The 16,973-nt window shown below is 35.0% G+C and carries 17 protein-coding genes; 9 read left to right on the top strand and 8 right to left on the bottom strand.

The genetic code is table 11. The features are described 5' to 3' along the window. Positions 1-38: 38 nt before the first annotated feature. The 3 genes from KFZ70_RS06840 to trxA form a co-directional block, all read right to left on the bottom strand. The gene (locus KFZ70_RS06840) at positions 39-968 is read right to left on the bottom strand and encodes a DUF58 domain-containing protein (RefSeq protein WP_139695767.1); all 930 of its coding nucleotides are present in this window, start codon (positions 966-968) and stop codon (positions 39-41) included. Further along, positions 969-1,508, bottom strand: coding sequence for a ClpP family protease (locus KFZ70_RS06835; RefSeq protein ID WP_139695769.1), 540 nt, complete (start codon positions 1,506-1,508; stop codon positions 969-971). Positions 1,509-1,595: 87 nt separating this feature from the next. Further along, positions 1,596-1,913 (bottom strand): thioredoxin, encoded by a 318-nt coding sequence (gene trxA, locus KFZ70_RS06830; protein ID WP_139695772.1) that lies wholly within the window; start codon positions 1,911-1,913, stop codon positions 1,596-1,598. Positions 1,914-2,297: 384 nt separating this feature from the next. Between trxA and KFZ70_RS06825 the strand changes: the two genes are divergently transcribed. The 4 genes from KFZ70_RS06825 to KFZ70_RS06810 all read left to right on the top strand — a co-directional run bounded on the left by KFZ70_RS06825 (position 2,298) and on the right by KFZ70_RS06810 (position 4,035). After that, positions 2,298-2,729: an SRPBCC domain-containing protein gene (locus KFZ70_RS06825; RefSeq protein ID WP_139695773.1), complete on the top strand. Its 432-nt coding sequence runs from the start codon at positions 2,298-2,300 to the stop codon at positions 2,727-2,729. Next, complete coding sequence (locus tag KFZ70_RS06820; RefSeq protein WP_139695775.1) at positions 2,719-3,045, top strand: helix-turn-helix transcriptional regulator; 327 nt, start codon at positions 2,719-2,721, stop codon at positions 3,043-3,045. Before KFZ70_RS06825 ends, KFZ70_RS06820 begins: the two co-directional genes overlap by 11 nt. A 91-nt stretch (positions 3,046-3,136) precedes the next feature. Continuing rightward, a complete protein-coding gene (locus tag KFZ70_RS06815; protein ID WP_139695777.1) occupies positions 3,137-3,370 on the top strand; it encodes a thioredoxin family protein in 234 nt (77 codons plus the stop codon). 65 nt (positions 3,371-3,435) lie between these two features. After that, positions 3,436-4,035: a MarR family winged helix-turn-helix transcriptional regulator gene (locus tag KFZ70_RS06810; RefSeq protein ID WP_139695779.1), complete on the top strand. Its 600-nt coding sequence runs from the start codon at positions 3,436-3,438 to the stop codon at positions 4,033-4,035. Here the strand turns inward: KFZ70_RS06810 and dnaE are convergent. Beyond that, a complete protein-coding gene (gene dnaE, locus KFZ70_RS06805) occupies positions 4,032-8,417 on the bottom strand; it encodes a DNA polymerase III subunit alpha (RefSeq protein ID WP_139695781.1) in 4,386 nt (1,461 codons plus the stop codon). The genes KFZ70_RS06810 and dnaE overlap by 4 nt on opposite strands. Positions 8,418-8,579: 162 nt before the next feature. Further along, positions 8,580-9,029: a PA2169 family four-helix-bundle protein gene (locus KFZ70_RS06800; RefSeq protein ID WP_139695783.1), complete on the bottom strand. Its 450-nt coding sequence runs from the start codon at positions 9,027-9,029 to the stop codon at positions 8,580-8,582. 204 nt (positions 9,030-9,233) lie between these two features. On the opposite strand from KFZ70_RS06800, the gene KFZ70_RS06795 reads away from it, so the two are divergent. The 3 genes from KFZ70_RS06795 (at position 9,234) to rimM (ending at position 11,474) form a co-directional block, all read left to right on the top strand. Next, positions 9,234-10,298 (top strand): lactonase family protein, encoded by a 1,065-nt coding sequence (locus tag KFZ70_RS06795; protein ID WP_139695785.1) that lies wholly within the window; start codon positions 9,234-9,236, stop codon positions 10,296-10,298. 95 nt (positions 10,299-10,393) lie between these two features. Continuing rightward, positions 10,394-10,885 (top strand): 30S ribosomal protein S16, encoded by a 492-nt coding sequence (locus tag KFZ70_RS06790; RefSeq protein ID WP_139695787.1) that lies wholly within the window; start codon positions 10,394-10,396, stop codon positions 10,883-10,885. Between the two features lie 64 nt (positions 10,886-10,949). Beyond that, positions 10,950-11,474 (top strand): ribosome maturation factor RimM, encoded by a 525-nt coding sequence (gene rimM, locus KFZ70_RS06785; RefSeq protein ID WP_139695790.1) that lies wholly within the window; start codon positions 10,950-10,952, stop codon positions 11,472-11,474. A 31-nt stretch (positions 11,475-11,505) separates the two neighbouring features. Here the strand turns inward: rimM and KFZ70_RS06780 are convergent, their stop codons facing one another. Next, positions 11,506-11,973, bottom strand: a complete 468-nt coding sequence (locus tag KFZ70_RS06780; protein WP_139695792.1) for a CBS domain-containing protein — start codon at positions 11,971-11,973, stop codon at positions 11,506-11,508. 262 nt (positions 11,974-12,235) lie between these two features. On the opposite strand from KFZ70_RS06780, the gene KFZ70_RS06775 reads away from it, so the two are divergent. Beyond that, positions 12,236-12,943: a hypothetical protein gene (locus KFZ70_RS06775; RefSeq protein WP_139695794.1), complete on the top strand. Its 708-nt coding sequence runs from the start codon at positions 12,236-12,238 to the stop codon at positions 12,941-12,943. A gap of 91 nt (positions 12,944-13,034) precedes the next feature. On the opposite strand, the gene KFZ70_RS06770 is transcribed toward KFZ70_RS06775, so the two are convergent. Next, positions 13,035-15,128, bottom strand: a complete 2,094-nt coding sequence (locus KFZ70_RS06770) for a M13 family metallopeptidase (protein WP_139695796.1) — start codon at positions 15,126-15,128, stop codon at positions 13,035-13,037. Positions 15,129-15,330: 202 nt separating this feature from the next. After that, positions 15,331-15,852, bottom strand: coding sequence for a hypothetical protein (locus KFZ70_RS06765; protein WP_139695798.1), 522 nt, complete (start codon positions 15,850-15,852; stop codon positions 15,331-15,333). Between the two features lie 160 nt (positions 15,853-16,012). On the opposite strand from KFZ70_RS06765, the gene KFZ70_RS06760 reads away from it, so the two are divergent. Then, a complete protein-coding gene (locus KFZ70_RS06760; RefSeq protein WP_139695800.1) occupies positions 16,013-16,963 on the top strand; it encodes an NAD-dependent epimerase/dehydratase family protein in 951 nt (316 codons plus the stop codon). Positions 16,964-16,973 lie beyond the last annotated feature (10 nt).

Here is a 16,973-nt window from a genome sequence, read left to right as displayed (position 1 = left end):
TTCTTTTTACAACCGCCTTAAACATTTTCATTTAAACTCTAAGCAAATTTTTGACGTTCTAACAAATACGTTGTCAGTATATTATTAAATTTTTTATGAATATCTGCTTCGACATAAGTAATTTTATACTGTGCACATTTTAATTTTATCGCTTCAAAATAGGTGTTAACCGCATGGCTATAACTGTCTTTTATTGAATCAGCATACAAATTAATAGACTCACCCGTTTCAACATCAATAAATCGTTTGGGTTGATTATCAAATTGAAAGTTTACTTCTTTTTCACCATCAAACACATGAAACAAAATGACCTCGTGTTTATTATACTTTAAATGTCTTAAAGCTTCAAAAAGTTTAATGTCATCTTCAACGGTTTGAAACATATCAGTAAACAAAAAAATCATAGAGCGTCTATGGATTTTTTCGGCAATTTCATGAAGATACTTATAGGTTTCTGTTCGCCGCATTTTAGGCTTTGACACCACGGCTTCACTCAAATGATTTATAAGCATCTGATGGTGGCGTTCACTGCCTTTTTCGGGCGCATAATAATCATAGCTATCACTATAAATACTCAATCCTACCGCATCCCGTTGCTTCTTTAGTATATGCATCATAGAAGCTGCCGCCAAAGCCGAAAAAGCAATTTTATTTAAGTGATCTATTGAAAAGGCTTTTAACTCTGGATAATGCATTGAGCTACTATTATCTATAATGATATGACAACGTAAATTGGTTTCATCATCATAGCGCTTGGTATAAAGCTTATCGGTTTTCGCGAACAACTTCCAGTCGATATGCCGCGTGCTTTCACCTTGATTATAAATTTTATGTTCGGCAAACTCAGCAGAAAACCCATGAAACGGACTTTTATGCATACCCGCCACAAAACCTTCAACCACTTGTTTAGCAAGTAATTCAAGATTTTTAAACCCTTCAGCTTTATTTAATTCTGATTGTAAATTCAATTAAATCACTTTATCAACTATACCATAAGCCACAGATTCTTCGGCTCCCATCCAATGATCTCTATTAAAGTCTTTCATCACTTTCTCAAAATCTTGCCCACAATTATCGGCCAAAATTTTCGCACTTAATTCTTTAGTTTTTAAAATTTCTTGAGCAGTAATTTCAATATCACTGGCTTGCCCTCTGGCGCCACCGCTAGGCTGGTGAATCATAACCCGCGCATGTGGCTGAATAAAACGTTTACCTTTTGTACCTACCGAAAGTAATATAGACCCCATTGACGCAGCAAGCCCCGTACATATGGTTGACACATCACTATTTAAAGCCTTTATGGTATCATATATAGCAAACCCTGAAGTTACATAACCACCAGGACTATTAATATATAAATGAATATCTTGCGTCTCTAAAGCATCAAGGTATAACAACCTATCTATAACGTGCTTGGCCGATTTGTCATCTACCTGCCCCCATAGAAACACTTTACGCTGTGCTATTAATTTTTCATCAATAGCATCTTGTATCTTTAATTTGCTCATTGTTTTATATTTTGAATGTGTCTAAAATAAAAAAAGGTTTGCCATAATGACAAACCTTTTACTTTTTCTTTTTCGTTATATTATCTTTTACAAAAGACCATCAATGGCATCTGTATAAGCATTCTTTGGTGCAACCCCAACTTGTCTGCCAACTACCTCTCCATTTTGAAAAACCAAAACTGTTGGTATATTACGTACACCATACTTTGCAGCAAACTCTTGGTTAGCATCAACATCAACCTTTCCAACTACTGCTTTACCATCATATTCCTCACTAATTTGCTCAATGATTGGTCCAACCATTCTACAAGGTCCACACCATGCTGCCCAAAAATCCACCAAAACTGGCTTATCACTTTTTAATACCGTTTCTTCAAACGTTGCATCTGTAATTTCTAATGCCATAATATTTATATTTTAATCTGTTTCTATTTTTATAACACAAAATTAGTCAAAAAAAACACTTAAGCTTACAATCTGTCAATTTGTTTTACTTATAGTTAAATTAACAGGAACTATGTATTTTGTGTAAGGGTGCATAAACCAGGCTATCAGCGCTATCTTTTTTGCTAGCAAGAAGTTTATTCGTATAAAATCAAGTCAGTTTCACAAAAAGCATACTGCTTATTAAACTCCCTTTTTTGTGCAATAAAAACCGTTACTATCCTTTGCGCAAAGATAACAATTTTATAAGTGAAACAAATTAAGCAACCTTTTAGTTGCTTAATAGAAAATTTTACATTAATTTAGCAACCGTAAAGTTGCGTATTAATCAAAAAACGAATTACAATGAAAGATGTTATTAAAAAAGAAGTCCTGTTTAAGCATGATATTAATCAAGTATGGCAGGCCATTTCACAGGGCGAAGCACTATCTACATGGTTTATAAAAGCAGATTTTAAACCAGAAAAAGGCTACAAATATACGTTTACTGCTGAACCCAATGACAAAGGGTGCACTGTAATACATGGTGAAATTAAGTACGCAAACCCCTATCGTTTGGTTTATACCTGGATTGTTGCAGATACAAAAACAGAAACGACTGTATCTTGGTTATTGGAAGAAACCCCAAACGGCACAAAGCTAAACTTAGAACATTCGGGAATTAGAAATTATGCAGGCGAAACAGCTATTGCTATGTTTGAAAGCTTTAATGGAGGCTGGGAAAATTGTCTTTCTCAATTGTCTAACTACTTAAAAGAAGAAGTGAATGCAGGATAAAATCACTAAACTATTTAAAGCTATTGCAGACCCAACAAGGCGTGATATTTTTCATGCCTTGGTTATTGCCACTTCTGCTTTGTCTATCACGCAAATTTCAAATCAATTTGACATAACAAGACAAGGGATTACAAAGCATATTAAAACGTTAGAACAGGCTGGATTAGTGTATATTGAATCACAAGGTCGTGAACGCTATTGCAATGCCAACCCAAAAGCATTGAAAGAAATCACTAGCTGGTTGAAATTCTATGAACAATTCTGGACTGACAAATTAAATAATTTAAGCCTCTATTTAGACGAAAAAAACACGTAACATTTGAAAACAACAAAAAAGACACAGACTATTTGTTTTAGTTAGGATTCCTTATTACTTTTATAGTGTATAAATTTTAAAACTAATCATTATGAGTAAATCCGTTTTTTATCACGCAGGGTGTCCAGTATGCATTAGTGCAGAGCATGACATCATTAAACTTATAGGAAAAGATAATGTTGAAATCGTTCACTTTGGTGAAGATGCTTCTAGAATTCCTGAAGCCGAAAACGCAGGCGTAAAATCTGTACCAGCTCTAGTCACCCCAACCGGCAATGTTTTGCATATCAACTTTGGGGCTTCTATGGAAGATGTAAAAGCTTAATTTTTGCTTTTATTAGTTAGGATTACTAACTTAGCCTGTCGAAAAGAAATTCGACAGGTTTTTTTATGAGTATATTTAATCCATACACCCAAGAAGAGGACATTTCAAGTAAAATTGTTGCCGGTTTAGAGCGCATATCTGAAGCTTTTAAAGTGCTACTATGGGAAAAAGCTAAAACACTAGGCTTGAGTCCTATTCAAATTCAAATTCTGATTTTTATAAAACACCATACATTAAATTTTTGCAATGTTAGTCACTTAGCTAAAGAATTTAACTTAACTAAACCAACCATTAGTGATGCGGTTCGTGTTTTGATTAAAAAAGAACTCATTAACAAAGCGCACTCAACCACTGATAGTAGAAGTTATAGCATACAATTATCTCATACAGGACACGCTATTGTAAAGGAAACAGAACACTATGCTGAACCCTTAAAGAAACAATTATCAAACAGTGATGCTTATAGCTTAGAACAAACATTTAAAATACTAAGCGAACTCATTTTCAAACTTAACAAACTAGGGATACTTACCGTACAGCGTACTTGTTATAGGTGCAGATATTATCAAAAAAATAAAGACCAACACTACTGCAATTTATTAGAAAAACAGCTACAAACTGTTGAAATTCGCATTGATTGTCCTGAATTTGAATTAACGGACTAATTCAACTTAAATTTAACATCCTGAGATTGCAGTTCATCAAGTAACTCCTGACAAACTTTTACCTTTTGCCTTCTACTTGGCATATTAAGCTTCATTTTTTCTTTGGCGTCATAAACCACAAAATTAAGCGCTTGATTTCCTGGATGCATATGAATTAACTCTTTTAAGTCTGTAATTTTTTGCTCATTCAAATCATTTATATCCAGCTGAATAGACAGTTTCTTGGCATATTGTTCCATCACATCATGCAGTAACTGAAAACTGTTAAACTGCAACCTAGGGTCACTCTTTTTCCCAGTGTCCTTATTCGTCCACCCTTCTCTTACAAAGGTCTTTACAAACACAAAATTATTCTGCAACAAGAAGTGCCTGTATTTTAGATACTCCTCGCCAAAAATTCTGAATTCATAACTATCATTATAATCTTCAATAGTAAAAAGAGCCCAACCTTTACCTTGTTTGCTTACACGGTGTTGTACATCGGTAACCACGCCACCAAAAACCAACTCTCTATTTACATAAGGCTCAAGATTATTAAACATACCCACCACGGCATTGCAAAAGGTATTCATTTCGGTTTTAAAATCATCTAACGGATGACCAGAAATATAAACCCCAACCACCTCACGTTCTTTACTCAGTTTTTCCATGGTGCCCCATTCTTCACAAGGTGGCACTTCAGGTTCTGGAATTTGAACATCACTGGCTTCTCCAAACAAACTCACCTGAGCTGAATTCTCATTTTCTTTGTATTTCTGAGCGTATTTTATGGCTTTTTCTAAAAAAGTAATTCCACTGCCATCATCATGAAAATATTGCGCTCGGTGTGTACTACCCAATCCATCAAAGCCTCCAGCTAAAGCCAAATTTTCAAAAGCCTTTTTATTAGCTGCGCGCAAATCAATGCGTTTGGCTAAATCAAAAATAGATCTATACGGCCCATCCTCTTTTCTATGTTCTACAATAGTTTTTACCGCACCATGACCAACCCCTTTAATAGCCCCCATACCAAAACGAACCGCGCCATCTTTATTTACTGAAAATTTATAGTAACTTTCGTTAACATCTGGGCCTAATACATCTAACTTCATACGTTTACACTCTTCCATAAAGAACGTAACCTGTTTTATGTCATTCATGTTATTGGAAAGCACCGCAGCCATATACTCGGCAGGATAATGCGCTTTTAAATAAGCTGTTTGATAGGCAATCCAAGCGTAACAGGTAGAGTGCGACTTATTAAACGCATAGCTCGCAAAGGCCTCCCAGTCTTTCCAAACTTTCTCTAAAATTTTAGCGTCATGACCATTAGCACTTGCCTGTTCAATGAATTTTGGCTTCATTTTATCCAGCACTGCAATCTGTTTTTTACCCATGGCCTTACGCAGTACATCAGCTTCACCTTTGGTAAAATCGGCAAGTTTTTGAGACAGCAACATCACCTGCTCTTGGTAAACCGTAATACCGTACGTTTCTTTAAGGTATTCTTCCATGGCAGGCAAATCGTACTCTATCTCTTCATCACCATGTTTTCTGCGTACGAAACTTGGAATATACTCCATAGGGCCAGGACGATACAAGGCATTCATGGCAATTAAATCTTCAAAAACAGTAGGCTTTAAATCTCTAAGATGTTTTTGCATCCCAGGAGATTCGTATTGAAACACCCCTACGGTTTCTCCCCTTTGGAATAAAGCATAAGTTTCCTCATCATCTAAAGGAAAATTTTCCGGATCAAGCTGAATCCCATGTTTAGCCTTTACAATTTTAACCGTATCTTTTATAAGAGTTAAGGTTTTTAACCCTAAAAAATCCATTTTTAACAGACCCGCCGATTCTACAACAGAGTTGTCAAACTGCGTTACGTACAAATCGGAGTCTTTGGCCACAGACACTGGTACAAACTTGGTAATATCATCTGGAGTGATGATTACCCCACAAGCATGAATACCAGTATTTCTAACGGAGCCTTCTAGGGTTCTTGCCAGATTTAAAGTTTCGGCTTGTAAATCTGAACCATCTGCAATATTTAAAAGCTCATTAACTTTTTCTAATTCTTCAGACCTAAATTTAGAAGCTAAAGCTTTCTCATCTAAACCAAAAATCTTATTTAATTTAGACATATTAGGGATAAGCTTGGCAATTCTATCCGCATCAAACAATGGCAAATCAAGCACACGAGCGGTATCACGAATGGAGGACTTCGCGGCCATGGTTCCGTAAGTAATAATTTGCGCTACCTGATTGGCACCATACTTTTCAATAACGTAATCCATAACTCGACTTCGGCCTTCGTCATCAAAATCGATATCAATGTCGGGCATACTCACACGATCTGGATTTAAGAAACGCTCAAAAAGCAAATCGTACTTCATAGGATCTATGTTGGTAATCCATAGGCAATAAGCCACCACGGAACCAGCAGCAGAACCACGCCCAGGACCAACCGACACATCCATATTTCGTGCTTCACGAATAAAGTCTTCAACAATCAAGAAATAGCCTGGATAGCCTGTTTTCTCGATAACGTTAAGTTCAAAATCAAGGCGCTCAATCACTTCTTCACCAAGTGGTTCGCCATAACGTTTTTTCGCGCCTTCGTAAGTTAGGTGTCTCAAAAAGGCATTTTCACCACGTTTACCACCATCAACTAAATCTTCCTCATGTTTAAACTCCTCAGGAATATCAAAGGCAGGTAAAAGCACATCTCGTGCCAGCTGAAAAGCTTCTATTTTATCAACTAAGCCTTGAATATTCAATATTGCTTCAGGAATATCCTTAAACAATTCTTTCATGGCCTCAGAAGACTTAAAATAGTACTCCTGATTTGGTAAACCATAACGATAGCCACGGCCGCGACCTATTGGTGTGGCTTGCTTTTCTCCATCTCTTACACATAATAAAATATCATGCGCATTAGCATCTTCTTGTTTTTGATAGTAGGTGTTATTGGATGCAACTATTTTTAAATCATGTTTTTTAGCTAATTTTATCAAAGTAGGATTAACCCGATTTTCATCCTCCTGATTGTGACGCATCACTTCTACGTATAAATCATCTCCAAATTCATTTTTCCACCAAATAAGCGCTTCTTCAGCTTGGTTCTCACCAACATTAAGCACTTTACTTGGCACTTCCCCATACAAGTTCCCTGTTAAAACTATTAGATCTTCTTTATATTGCTGAATAAGTTTTTTATCAATTCTAGGTACATAATAAAACCCATCAACAAAGGCATGCGATGATAACTTTGCTAAATTATGATAGCCGTTTTTATTCTTTGCAATCAGTACTATTTGGTAACCATTATCTTTTCTTGACTTGTCTAAATGATCACTACACACAAAAAATTCACAACCCACAATCGGTTTTATTTCCTTAGCTTCAACCGCTTCTCCAGAGGCTTCTGCCTCTGCAATCTTGGTCTTAACACCACTATTGTGTCTATTTACAGCATTGATAAAGTGAAATGCCCCCATCATATTAGCATGATCTGTAAGAGCTACTGCTGGCATATTATATTGAGCGGCAGCCGAAACAATATCTGCAACCCCCATAGTAGATTGTAACACCGAAAATTGTGAATGGTTGTGAAGATGCACAAAATCAACATCGGCTAAATCTGAAATATTCTGTTTTATAGCCTCTGATGAGATACTAGACTCAGCTTTTTTTAGGCGTTCTCTTAACTTGGCACTCGCTTTTTTGAGGTTGATATGCTTTAAACCTATAAGCTGTATAGGCTCTGGATTGGCTTCCTTGAATTTCTCAAAATAATCGGGCTGAACATCAAGCTGCTCTTTTGTGTATTCTTCTAAACGCACCAATTCTAGGAAACAGCGTGTTGTGGCTTCAACATCGGCAGTGGCATTATGTGCTTCAGCAAAGGGCTCATTAAACAAAAACTCGTGCAGTTCTGTTAAAGTAGGTAATTTAAATTTTCCGTAACGCCCACCAGGAATTTGACACAATTCGGCCGTATGCTCTGTACAGGTATCTAAAACTGGAAGTTCTTGCAAATTGTTATCTACCTGTTCACGTACAAACTCTGCCCCCATGATATTCAGATCAAACTGCACATTTTGCCCAACAACAAATTTTGATTTGCCTAGTACGGCATTAAATTTTTCTAAAACCTCTGACAATGGCACGCCTTCTTCTTGGGCTAAATCAGTAGAAATTCCGTGGATTTTTTCTGCATCATAAGGGATATTAAATCCGTCTGGGCGCACCAAATAATCTTGACTATCAATACAGTTTCCCATGGCATCATGCAGCTGCCAAGCTATTTGAATACATCTTGGCCAATTATCAACATCTGTAATTGGAGCATCCCAACGTTTTGGTAAGCCAGTAGTTTCTGTATCGAAGATTAAGTACATAAATTTTATCCAGGTTTTGTTTCTGCTATTAACAAAATAATAAGTCTATAAAAATAGGTAGAATTTACACTTTTTTAAAGTGAAGTTATAAAGAGTTTTAAACAAAAAGAAGAGCTACCTATATAGATAGCTCTTCTCACATTGCTAAACTCCGCTCAACCCTTAGGTTACTAAAATCTCTTTTTTCTTTGAAGCATCAATAGCATTTTGGATAGCATTTTTTTGATTCAGCAATAACGTTACAATACTTGAAGGCAATACTCTATCCTCTAAAACCTCGAGATATTCCTCTAAGTTTCTTTCCTCGCCTTTAATTACCTCTTCTAAAATCGCCTCCTCATTGTTTGATGTAAACAGGTTTTTTAAGCTTACCCAATTTCTGTATACTACTCCTTTAAAACTACCTGAATCTTTAGGATGCTCATCATACCTCAAAATCTCTTTTCTTAACTCATTAGCAAATTCACTTCGTTCAAAAGCCCGTCTTTTAAAAAATAGTTTTAAATCAGGACTTTCAACCGATTCAGCGGCATTCAAATACCCCTTTTCGGCATCATAATTCTTAACTAACAATTCATTCAATTTGTTTGAAATTCTTTCTGTAGCTTTCATAATAATTACATTTTAATTCCAATAAATTCTTTTAGAGATGCGTATTGTTTCACATCTATAACAGATCTGTTTAGCTAAGATAAATTCATAATTTACTTACATCAAACCATTTAACTTAGTTTAAAATTTAATTTTGAAAAATTAACACCTCTTATCGAGATTTAAGTTAATTTATCATAAATTGGATTTTCAATTCAAAATAAAATGACGACCAAATTAGTACATTCTTTTATCTTATCATTCGTTTTCTTGACGAGTAACTCTCAAGATATTCCCCTTTATATTGGCACTTATACCTCAGGAAACAGCGAAGGCATCTATAAAATGACGTTTAACACAAAAACAGGAGTACTTCATGATTTACAATTGGCCGTTAAAGCAGAAAACCCCTCTTTTCTGGCATTTTCCCCTAAAAAAAATTATTTATATGCTGTGGGTGAAGGACAAACCAGTGCGGTTATGGCGTTTAAAATGAAACCCGACGGATATTTACAACATATAAACACGGAAAATAGTGAAGGAAAAGGGCCTTGCCATATTTCTATCAACCAAGAGGGAAATTTAGCAGTTGTATCAAACTATGGTGGCGGTACGGTATCATTCTTACCCATAAATACCAACGGTGCTCTTAGTGAAGCCTCGCAAGTATTCAATCATAATACTGAAACAGAAAAGGCTCATGCTCATTCGGCAAAATTTTTTAAGAACGATATCTATGTTGCCGATTTAGGAAGAAATGCCCTGTATCAATACCAGTTAAAAGACACAAAGTATCAGCTTAAATCAGATAGTCTTATTGAAACCACAGGAAATCCTGGCCCACGTCATTTTGAAATAACAAAAGACGGTCAATTTATTTATATTATAAATGAGTATGGCGGCTCTATTACTTCCATAAAAAAAATAGGGAACGGATTTAAAATGATTGATTATGATAGTACCCTTGACCCTGATTTTAAAGGTAAAAACAAATGTGCCGACATTCACTTATCACATGACGAACGCTTTTTATATGGTTCAAACCGTGGCGAAAACACCATAGCTGTGTTTAAAAGAGACACAAAAACGGGGGAAATAGACAAGATTCAAAGTATTTCAGTTCATGGTGACTGGCCTAGAAATTTCACCCTAGACCCTACAGGAAACTTCCTTTTAGTCGCTAATAAGTTAAGTGAAAATATTGCTGTGTATTCCATTGACAAAAACAGCGGGCAACTTACTTTTTTACATGATGTTAAAGTACCTACACCTGTTTGCCTATTATTTTAAATTCACCATCAATAAAAGCTTGATAATTAAAAAAATATAGTATCTTTGCGCCCTCATTAATAACCGAGGTCGAGAACCTCAAATAATTAATTATTATGCCTGTAAAAATTAGATTACAAAGACATGGTAAAAAAGGGAAACCTTTTTACTGGATCGTAGCAGCTGACTCAAGAGCAAAAAGAGATGGTAAATTCTTAGAAAAATTAGGTATTTACAACCCAAACACTAACCCTGCAACCGTTGAATTGAATATTGATGGGGCTGTGCAATGGTTACAAAATGGAGCTCAACCAACAGACACTGCTAAAAACCTTTTATCTTACAAAGGAGCCTTATTGAAAAATCACCTTGTTGGTGGCGTTAAAAAAGGAGCTTTAACTGAAGAGCAAGCTGAAGAAAAATTCAATGCTTGGTTGGAAGAAAAAAATGCAAAGGTTGAAGCGAAAGCAGAAGGTTTATCAGAAGCTCAAGCAAAAGCGAAAGCTGAAGCATTGGCGGCTGAGAAAGCTGTAAACGAAGCAAGAATTGCTGCCGCTGCTCCTGTAGTAGAAGAAGAAACAGCTGAAGCAACAAACGAAGAAGAATAAAAAAATTATTTTTTATACTTTTAAACTCCGATAGCATACTATCGGAGTTTTTTATTTTTATACCATGAAAAAGGACGACTGTTTTTACCTAGGAAAAATTGTGAAAAAATACAGCTTTAAAGGCGAAGTATTGGTAAAACTTGATACCGATCAGCCTGAGCTTTATGAGCATTTAGATGCTATTTTTTTGGAGCTTCGAAATAATTTAGTGCCATTTTTTGTTGAACACGCTCAATTACACAAATCTGAATTACTTCGTATAAAATTTGAGGATGTAGATTCTGAAGCTGACGCAGATGCTATTATGAAATGTGAGCTCTACCTGCCTTTAGACCTGCTTCCAAAGCTAGAAGGTAATCAGTTCTATTTTCATGAAATTATTGGTTTCAAAATCGTTGACAAAAACTTTGGAGACGTAGGAATCATTAAATCTGTTAACGATTCAACCGCCCAAGCTTTATTCGAAGTAGATAGAGATGGTATTGAAATTTTAATCCCTATGAACGATGAATTTATCTTAAAGGTAGACAGAATCAACCACCTTATTTTGGTAGACACACCTGAAGGTCTCATAAATTTATATTTATAAAGAGACCTTTGTGCTTCTTAAAACGATTATTTTATTTCCAAGTTTGACCTTTTATGGTCATGGCCGCTTTTAAGATGTCTTTCTGACTAATTTGCCCAACCAATTTACCGTTCTCTACAATTGGAAAACGTCTGCGTTTAGATTCTAAAAACTTCTTAGCAGCATCAAAAATATTCATATTTCCATCAATGGTTTCAACATTTGACACCATGTGCTTTTCTATAGTTTGATCTTGCATAGGCATATTGTAATAGCGGCTCTCACTAATTTGTTTAATACAATCACCCTCGGAAATAATACCTACCAATTCATTTTTATCATTTACCACTGGCCCACCAGAAATTCTGTGTTTTATTAAAGCTTGCATTACAATTTCTATAGGCTGATCGGGCTTAAATGTAATTAAGCTCGTTGTCATATAATCACTAACGGTTAATGATTGTGATTCTGTATTTGATGCCTGCTGCCTTCTTGCGCCTTGAAAACTCTTTATCCCCATAACTAGTAAATTTAGTAAACTGAAATATAGCTGTTTTTTTCTAATTTTCCTAGCTCTTTTTTAGTGTTATAGCATCTCTTTAGAATTTTTTATGACTTATTTTTTGAAAACAAATTCACTTAACACCTTATATTTCAAACAAATAAAATAATTAAGACTGCCAGTCATTTTGTAAACAAACAAAAATAATTAGCGTAGTTTTAAGAAATTAACTGTTAAATTTTTATAGATTTAGCGTTCTAAATAAAGTAAATTAAAAAAGATGAAAAAATTAGTTGGATTGGTTTTATTGACAAGTAGTTTTATGTTGAATGCACAAACTAACTCAGAATTAATTTCGCATTTTGATGCGTATTATAAACAAATGAAAACCCAAGGGGATGTACAAGGCATTATCAATGCTATGACACATTTAAATGTTTTACAGCCATCGGTAGCAAGACAAGACACTCTAGCTTATATCTATATGAGTGAAGGCAAATATGTTCAGGCGTTAAACACAATAGGTATTGTCACTAACCCCGAAGACTCAGATATAGCTGTAGAAGTAAAAGCTATTTCTTTGAAAGCTGTTGGTCAGCCTAAAATGGCCTATTCACATTTTACAGAGTTATTTAAACGGGAATCTGACCCTATGATTGCTTATGAATTAGCCGAAATTGCCATGCAACTTCAAAAATTTGATGAAGCCGATAAGCATATAGCTTTTGGTTTAGCCAATGCCAAAGATGATATGAAACGTGCTTATTATGAAAGACAAACCCCTTATGAAGTACCGCTTAAAGCAGGATTCATGTATTTAAATGCCTTGTCTATATATAATAAAGACAAAAAAGCAAACATTGATTTGGCAGTTGATGAACTTGATGCAGCCTTTAAAATAGCACCTAATTTCAATATGCTTCAATTAACAAAAAATGAATTATTAAGACAAAAACAAGTGATGCAATCTCAAACACAAACCGAGTAGCCAAAACAATAAGAAACACTTAACATAAAAAAGGCACATTTATAAAATTATGAATGTGCCTTTTTATTTTATAAACCCTTAGATGTTTAATTTACCAAATCTTAACGCGCTCTTCAGGGTTTAAATACATATTGTCACCTTCCTTAATATTAAATGCATTATAAAAAGCATCAATATTTAAAAGCGGTTGCACCGCTCTTACCATACCTGGTGAATGCGGATCTGTTTTTATCTGGGTTTTTAAAGCATTATCACGTGATTTTGTTCTCCAAATAGTACACCACGACAAGAAAAACCGTTGTTCTGGTGTGAATCCATCAATATTTTCAGGACGTCCATTGTCTTTAAAACTAAGTTGTAAAGCTTCATAAGCTGCAGTTACACCTCCTAAATCACCAATATTTTCTCCTAAGGTAAAAGGACCATTTATGAAGGTTTCTGGCAATACTTCAATTTTACTGTACTGGTCTGCCAAATCTTTTCCTAAGGCTTCAAACTGTTTTAAATCTTCATCGGTCCACCAATTATTCAAGTTACCATTCTTATCATATCGAGAACCAGAATCGTCAAAACAATGTGAAATCTCATGTCCAATTACCGCTCCAATGCCACCATAGTTAACCGCGTCATCTGCCTGATAATTATAAAATGGAGGTTGTAAAATGGCAGCAGGGAAAACAATTTCATTGAACGCAGGACTAAAATAGGCATTAACCATTTGAGGCGACATACTCCATCGGCTTTTATCAACAGGGTTACCAAGATCTTTGAGGTTTTGCTGGTGATTCCACCGACTAGCATTGAGCATGTTTTGCAAGTAAGAACCTCCTTCATCAACACCAGCTACATTTAATTCTGAGTAATCTCTCCACTTATCTGGATAAGCAATTTTTACTTTTAGCGCTAAAAGCTTTTCTATAGCCTTTTGTTTTGTTGCTTCGGTCATCCAGGTTAAATTCTTAATTCTTAGTTCATAAGCCTTAATGACATTTTGAATCATTTTTTCAGCCTTCTCTTTAGCTTCTGGCGGAAACTTTTTATCAACATAAAGTTTACCCAAAGCTTCACCAATAGTACCATTTACTGTTTGAAGCGCTCTTTCATCAAGTGGTCTTTGTTTTTTTGCGCCTCGTAGCGTTCTACTATAAAACTCCCAGTTGGCCGTTGCTATTTCTGTACTAAGTAAAGAAGCGGCAGAGTTAAAGGCATTCCAACGTAAATACGACTTCCATGTCTCTACATTATTTTGAGACAATACCGTTTGAAGCGCCTTCATATAGTTCACCTCATTTACAATAACGGTATCCATTTGTTTTACACCAATACCTTCAAAATACGCATTCCATTGGATAGCAGGCACCATATTTTGAAGTTCATCAATAGATCTTGGATTGTATCTTTTTCTAGCATCACGTCTGTCTACTTTGTCCATTCTAGGTTCAGCCAAACTTGTTTCAAAAGCCAATATATCAGTAGCCTGCTCAGAAGATTCAGCTTCAGTATACCCTAAAAACTGTAACATTCTGGTTATATGTGCTACATACTTTTTTCTTTTTTCCTTAGAGTCTTCATCTTCTTTTACATAGTAATCTCTATCGGGAAGACCTAATCCGTCAGGAGCAAGGTAACCCGCATTAATATTACTGTTTTTAGTATGGGCGTATACGTAAAAACTAAAAAAACCACCCCCACCTAGCGGTTCCATTTCAATTAAATAATTTTGAAGATCGTTGATATTAGATATCGACTCAATTTTACTTAAATAAGGCTTCAATGGTTTAACCCCCAATTCGTTTCTACTCGTGGTGTCCATTATGGTTTTGAAAAGCTTTACGGCTTTCTCTTGATCTGACCCAGGCCTGATATTAATAGACATCATATCTTTATCTTCACTCATGGCAGCACTTAATATGGCTAACACATCATCATCTGTTTTCTTTAGTAACTCATGAAAAGAACCCCAGCTCGTTCTATCATCGGGAATATCTGTCTGGTCTAGCCATTTCCCATTAGTATATCGAAAAAAATCATTGTTAGGAGTTGTCGTGCTATCCATAAAATCTAGATTGATCCCTGGCACAACCTCTGTTTTTGCGATTTCTTTTTCGGTGTCTTTCTTACAAGATTGCAGACTAACCATAGCCAGAACACCTAAAAAAGCAAGTAGTTTTACGTAGTTTTTCATTTACTGAATCATTAAGTTAATTATCAAATTGCTTTGTTGACGGCAAAATGATGTGTTTTAGTTTTTTATGATTTATTATAATCAGATTACAAATTACTAATATTAATCTGTGATAAGATTAATATTTGTTTCTTGTTAACAAAAATTTAGCAAAATTTTATAACTAGGAAATAAAAAATCACTTCAAATGAACGTAAGACCACTAAGGTTTTTCAATGGTACGCGTATCGAACTCTATTTTTTTATTTAATTGAAGTTTTAAATTTGAAAACGAAACAAGGAAATCTTTAATCGCTACAAGCAATTCATCTTTTGTTGTAGTTGATAAGTTTGAAATACTTTCTAGCTCATAAATTTTAGTTTCAACCACCAAAATTCTGGCATCAATAGAGGGAGATTTAGCAGCCTCGGGAATATCTTTTTTTAAGTCTTTTATGAGCAGAACAATCGCCTTATTATTATCATTGAAAAAACTTAAATCGGCAACCTTCACCTTATTTACAACATCATTTTGAAGCTGAACAAAAGGTGTCCAGTCTCTTACAACTTGTCGTGTTTTATCATCTAATTCGTAATCGGTATACTTTAAAGCAGCAACTTCTTTTTCTGAAATTAATGCAACCTTTTCTGTTTTAGTTGGGTTTGTTACATTTTCATCTTGATTTTGCTTACAGCTAAAAACCAAAACAAATAAACAAAAGAAAGTTATACCTGTTATACGCATGACCATGTTGACTTTAAATAATGTACTGCAAATATAGAGTAATCATTGTTTTTTCAATCATAATTCAATATCATCAAATTATAAATTTTCTAAGAAAAAAATACATTATTATCATTTTAAACTTATTATTTTTGAAAATTCTATATTAATACGGTAGTATATGGATCCTAAAATACTAATCATTGGGGCATGTGGACAAATTGGTTCTGAACTCACATTTAAACTGCGCGATCTCTACGGAGCCGATAACGTTGTTGCGAGCGACATTAGTTACAGCAATTTAGATGTGGTTAATTCTGGTATTTTTGAGATTGTTGACGCTAAAGACTATACAAGTGTAAAAACATGTATTGAAAAGTTTAACATAAACACTGTATATCTTATGGCTGCTATGCTGAGTGCTACGGGCGAAAAATTCCCAATGGAAGCTTGGGATTTAAACATGATATCTCTGTTTAATGTATTAAATTTAGCCAAATCTAACTTTATACACAAGGTGTTTTGGCCCTCAAGCATTGCCGCGTTTGGCACTACAACACCTACTGATTATACGCCGCAGTATACTATTATGGAACCATCAACCGTTTATGGCATTACAAAACAGGTTGGTGAACGTTGGTGTGAATACTATCACAATAAATATGGTGTTGATGTACGAAGTATTAGATATCCGGGTATTATTAGCTGGAAGACCTTACCTGGTGGAGGCACAACAGATTATGCCGTAGAAGTTTATCATGAAGCTATAAAACATAAGTCGTATGAATGTTTTTTAAAACAGGATACTAAATTACCTATGATGTTTATGGATGATGCCATCAACGCTACGGTGAATATTATGAAAGCCGACAGCAAAGCCATTAAAATACGATCGTCATATAATTTAGCGGCCATAAGCTTCACTCCAAGTGATATTGAAGCGTCTATACAGAAGCATATGCCAGAGTTTAAAATGACCTATGCTCCTGATTACAGACAAGCCATTGCTAATAGCTGGCCTAAAAGTATCAATGATTCATACGCCAGACAAGATTGGAATTGGAAACACAGATTTTCATTAGATGAAGTCACAGAGGAGATGCTATTCCAGCTAAACAAGAAGTATAAATAATTTGTATCTT

The organism is Allotamlana fucoidanivorans (genome assembly GCF_045788535.1).
In the GTDB taxonomy this organism is placed as follows: Bacteria; Bacteroidota; Bacteroidia; order Flavobacteriales; family Flavobacteriaceae; genus Allotamlana; species Allotamlana fucoidanivorans.
Note: the sequence above shows the minus strand (reverse complement) of the source record. Positions and strands in the feature narration are given on the sequence as shown.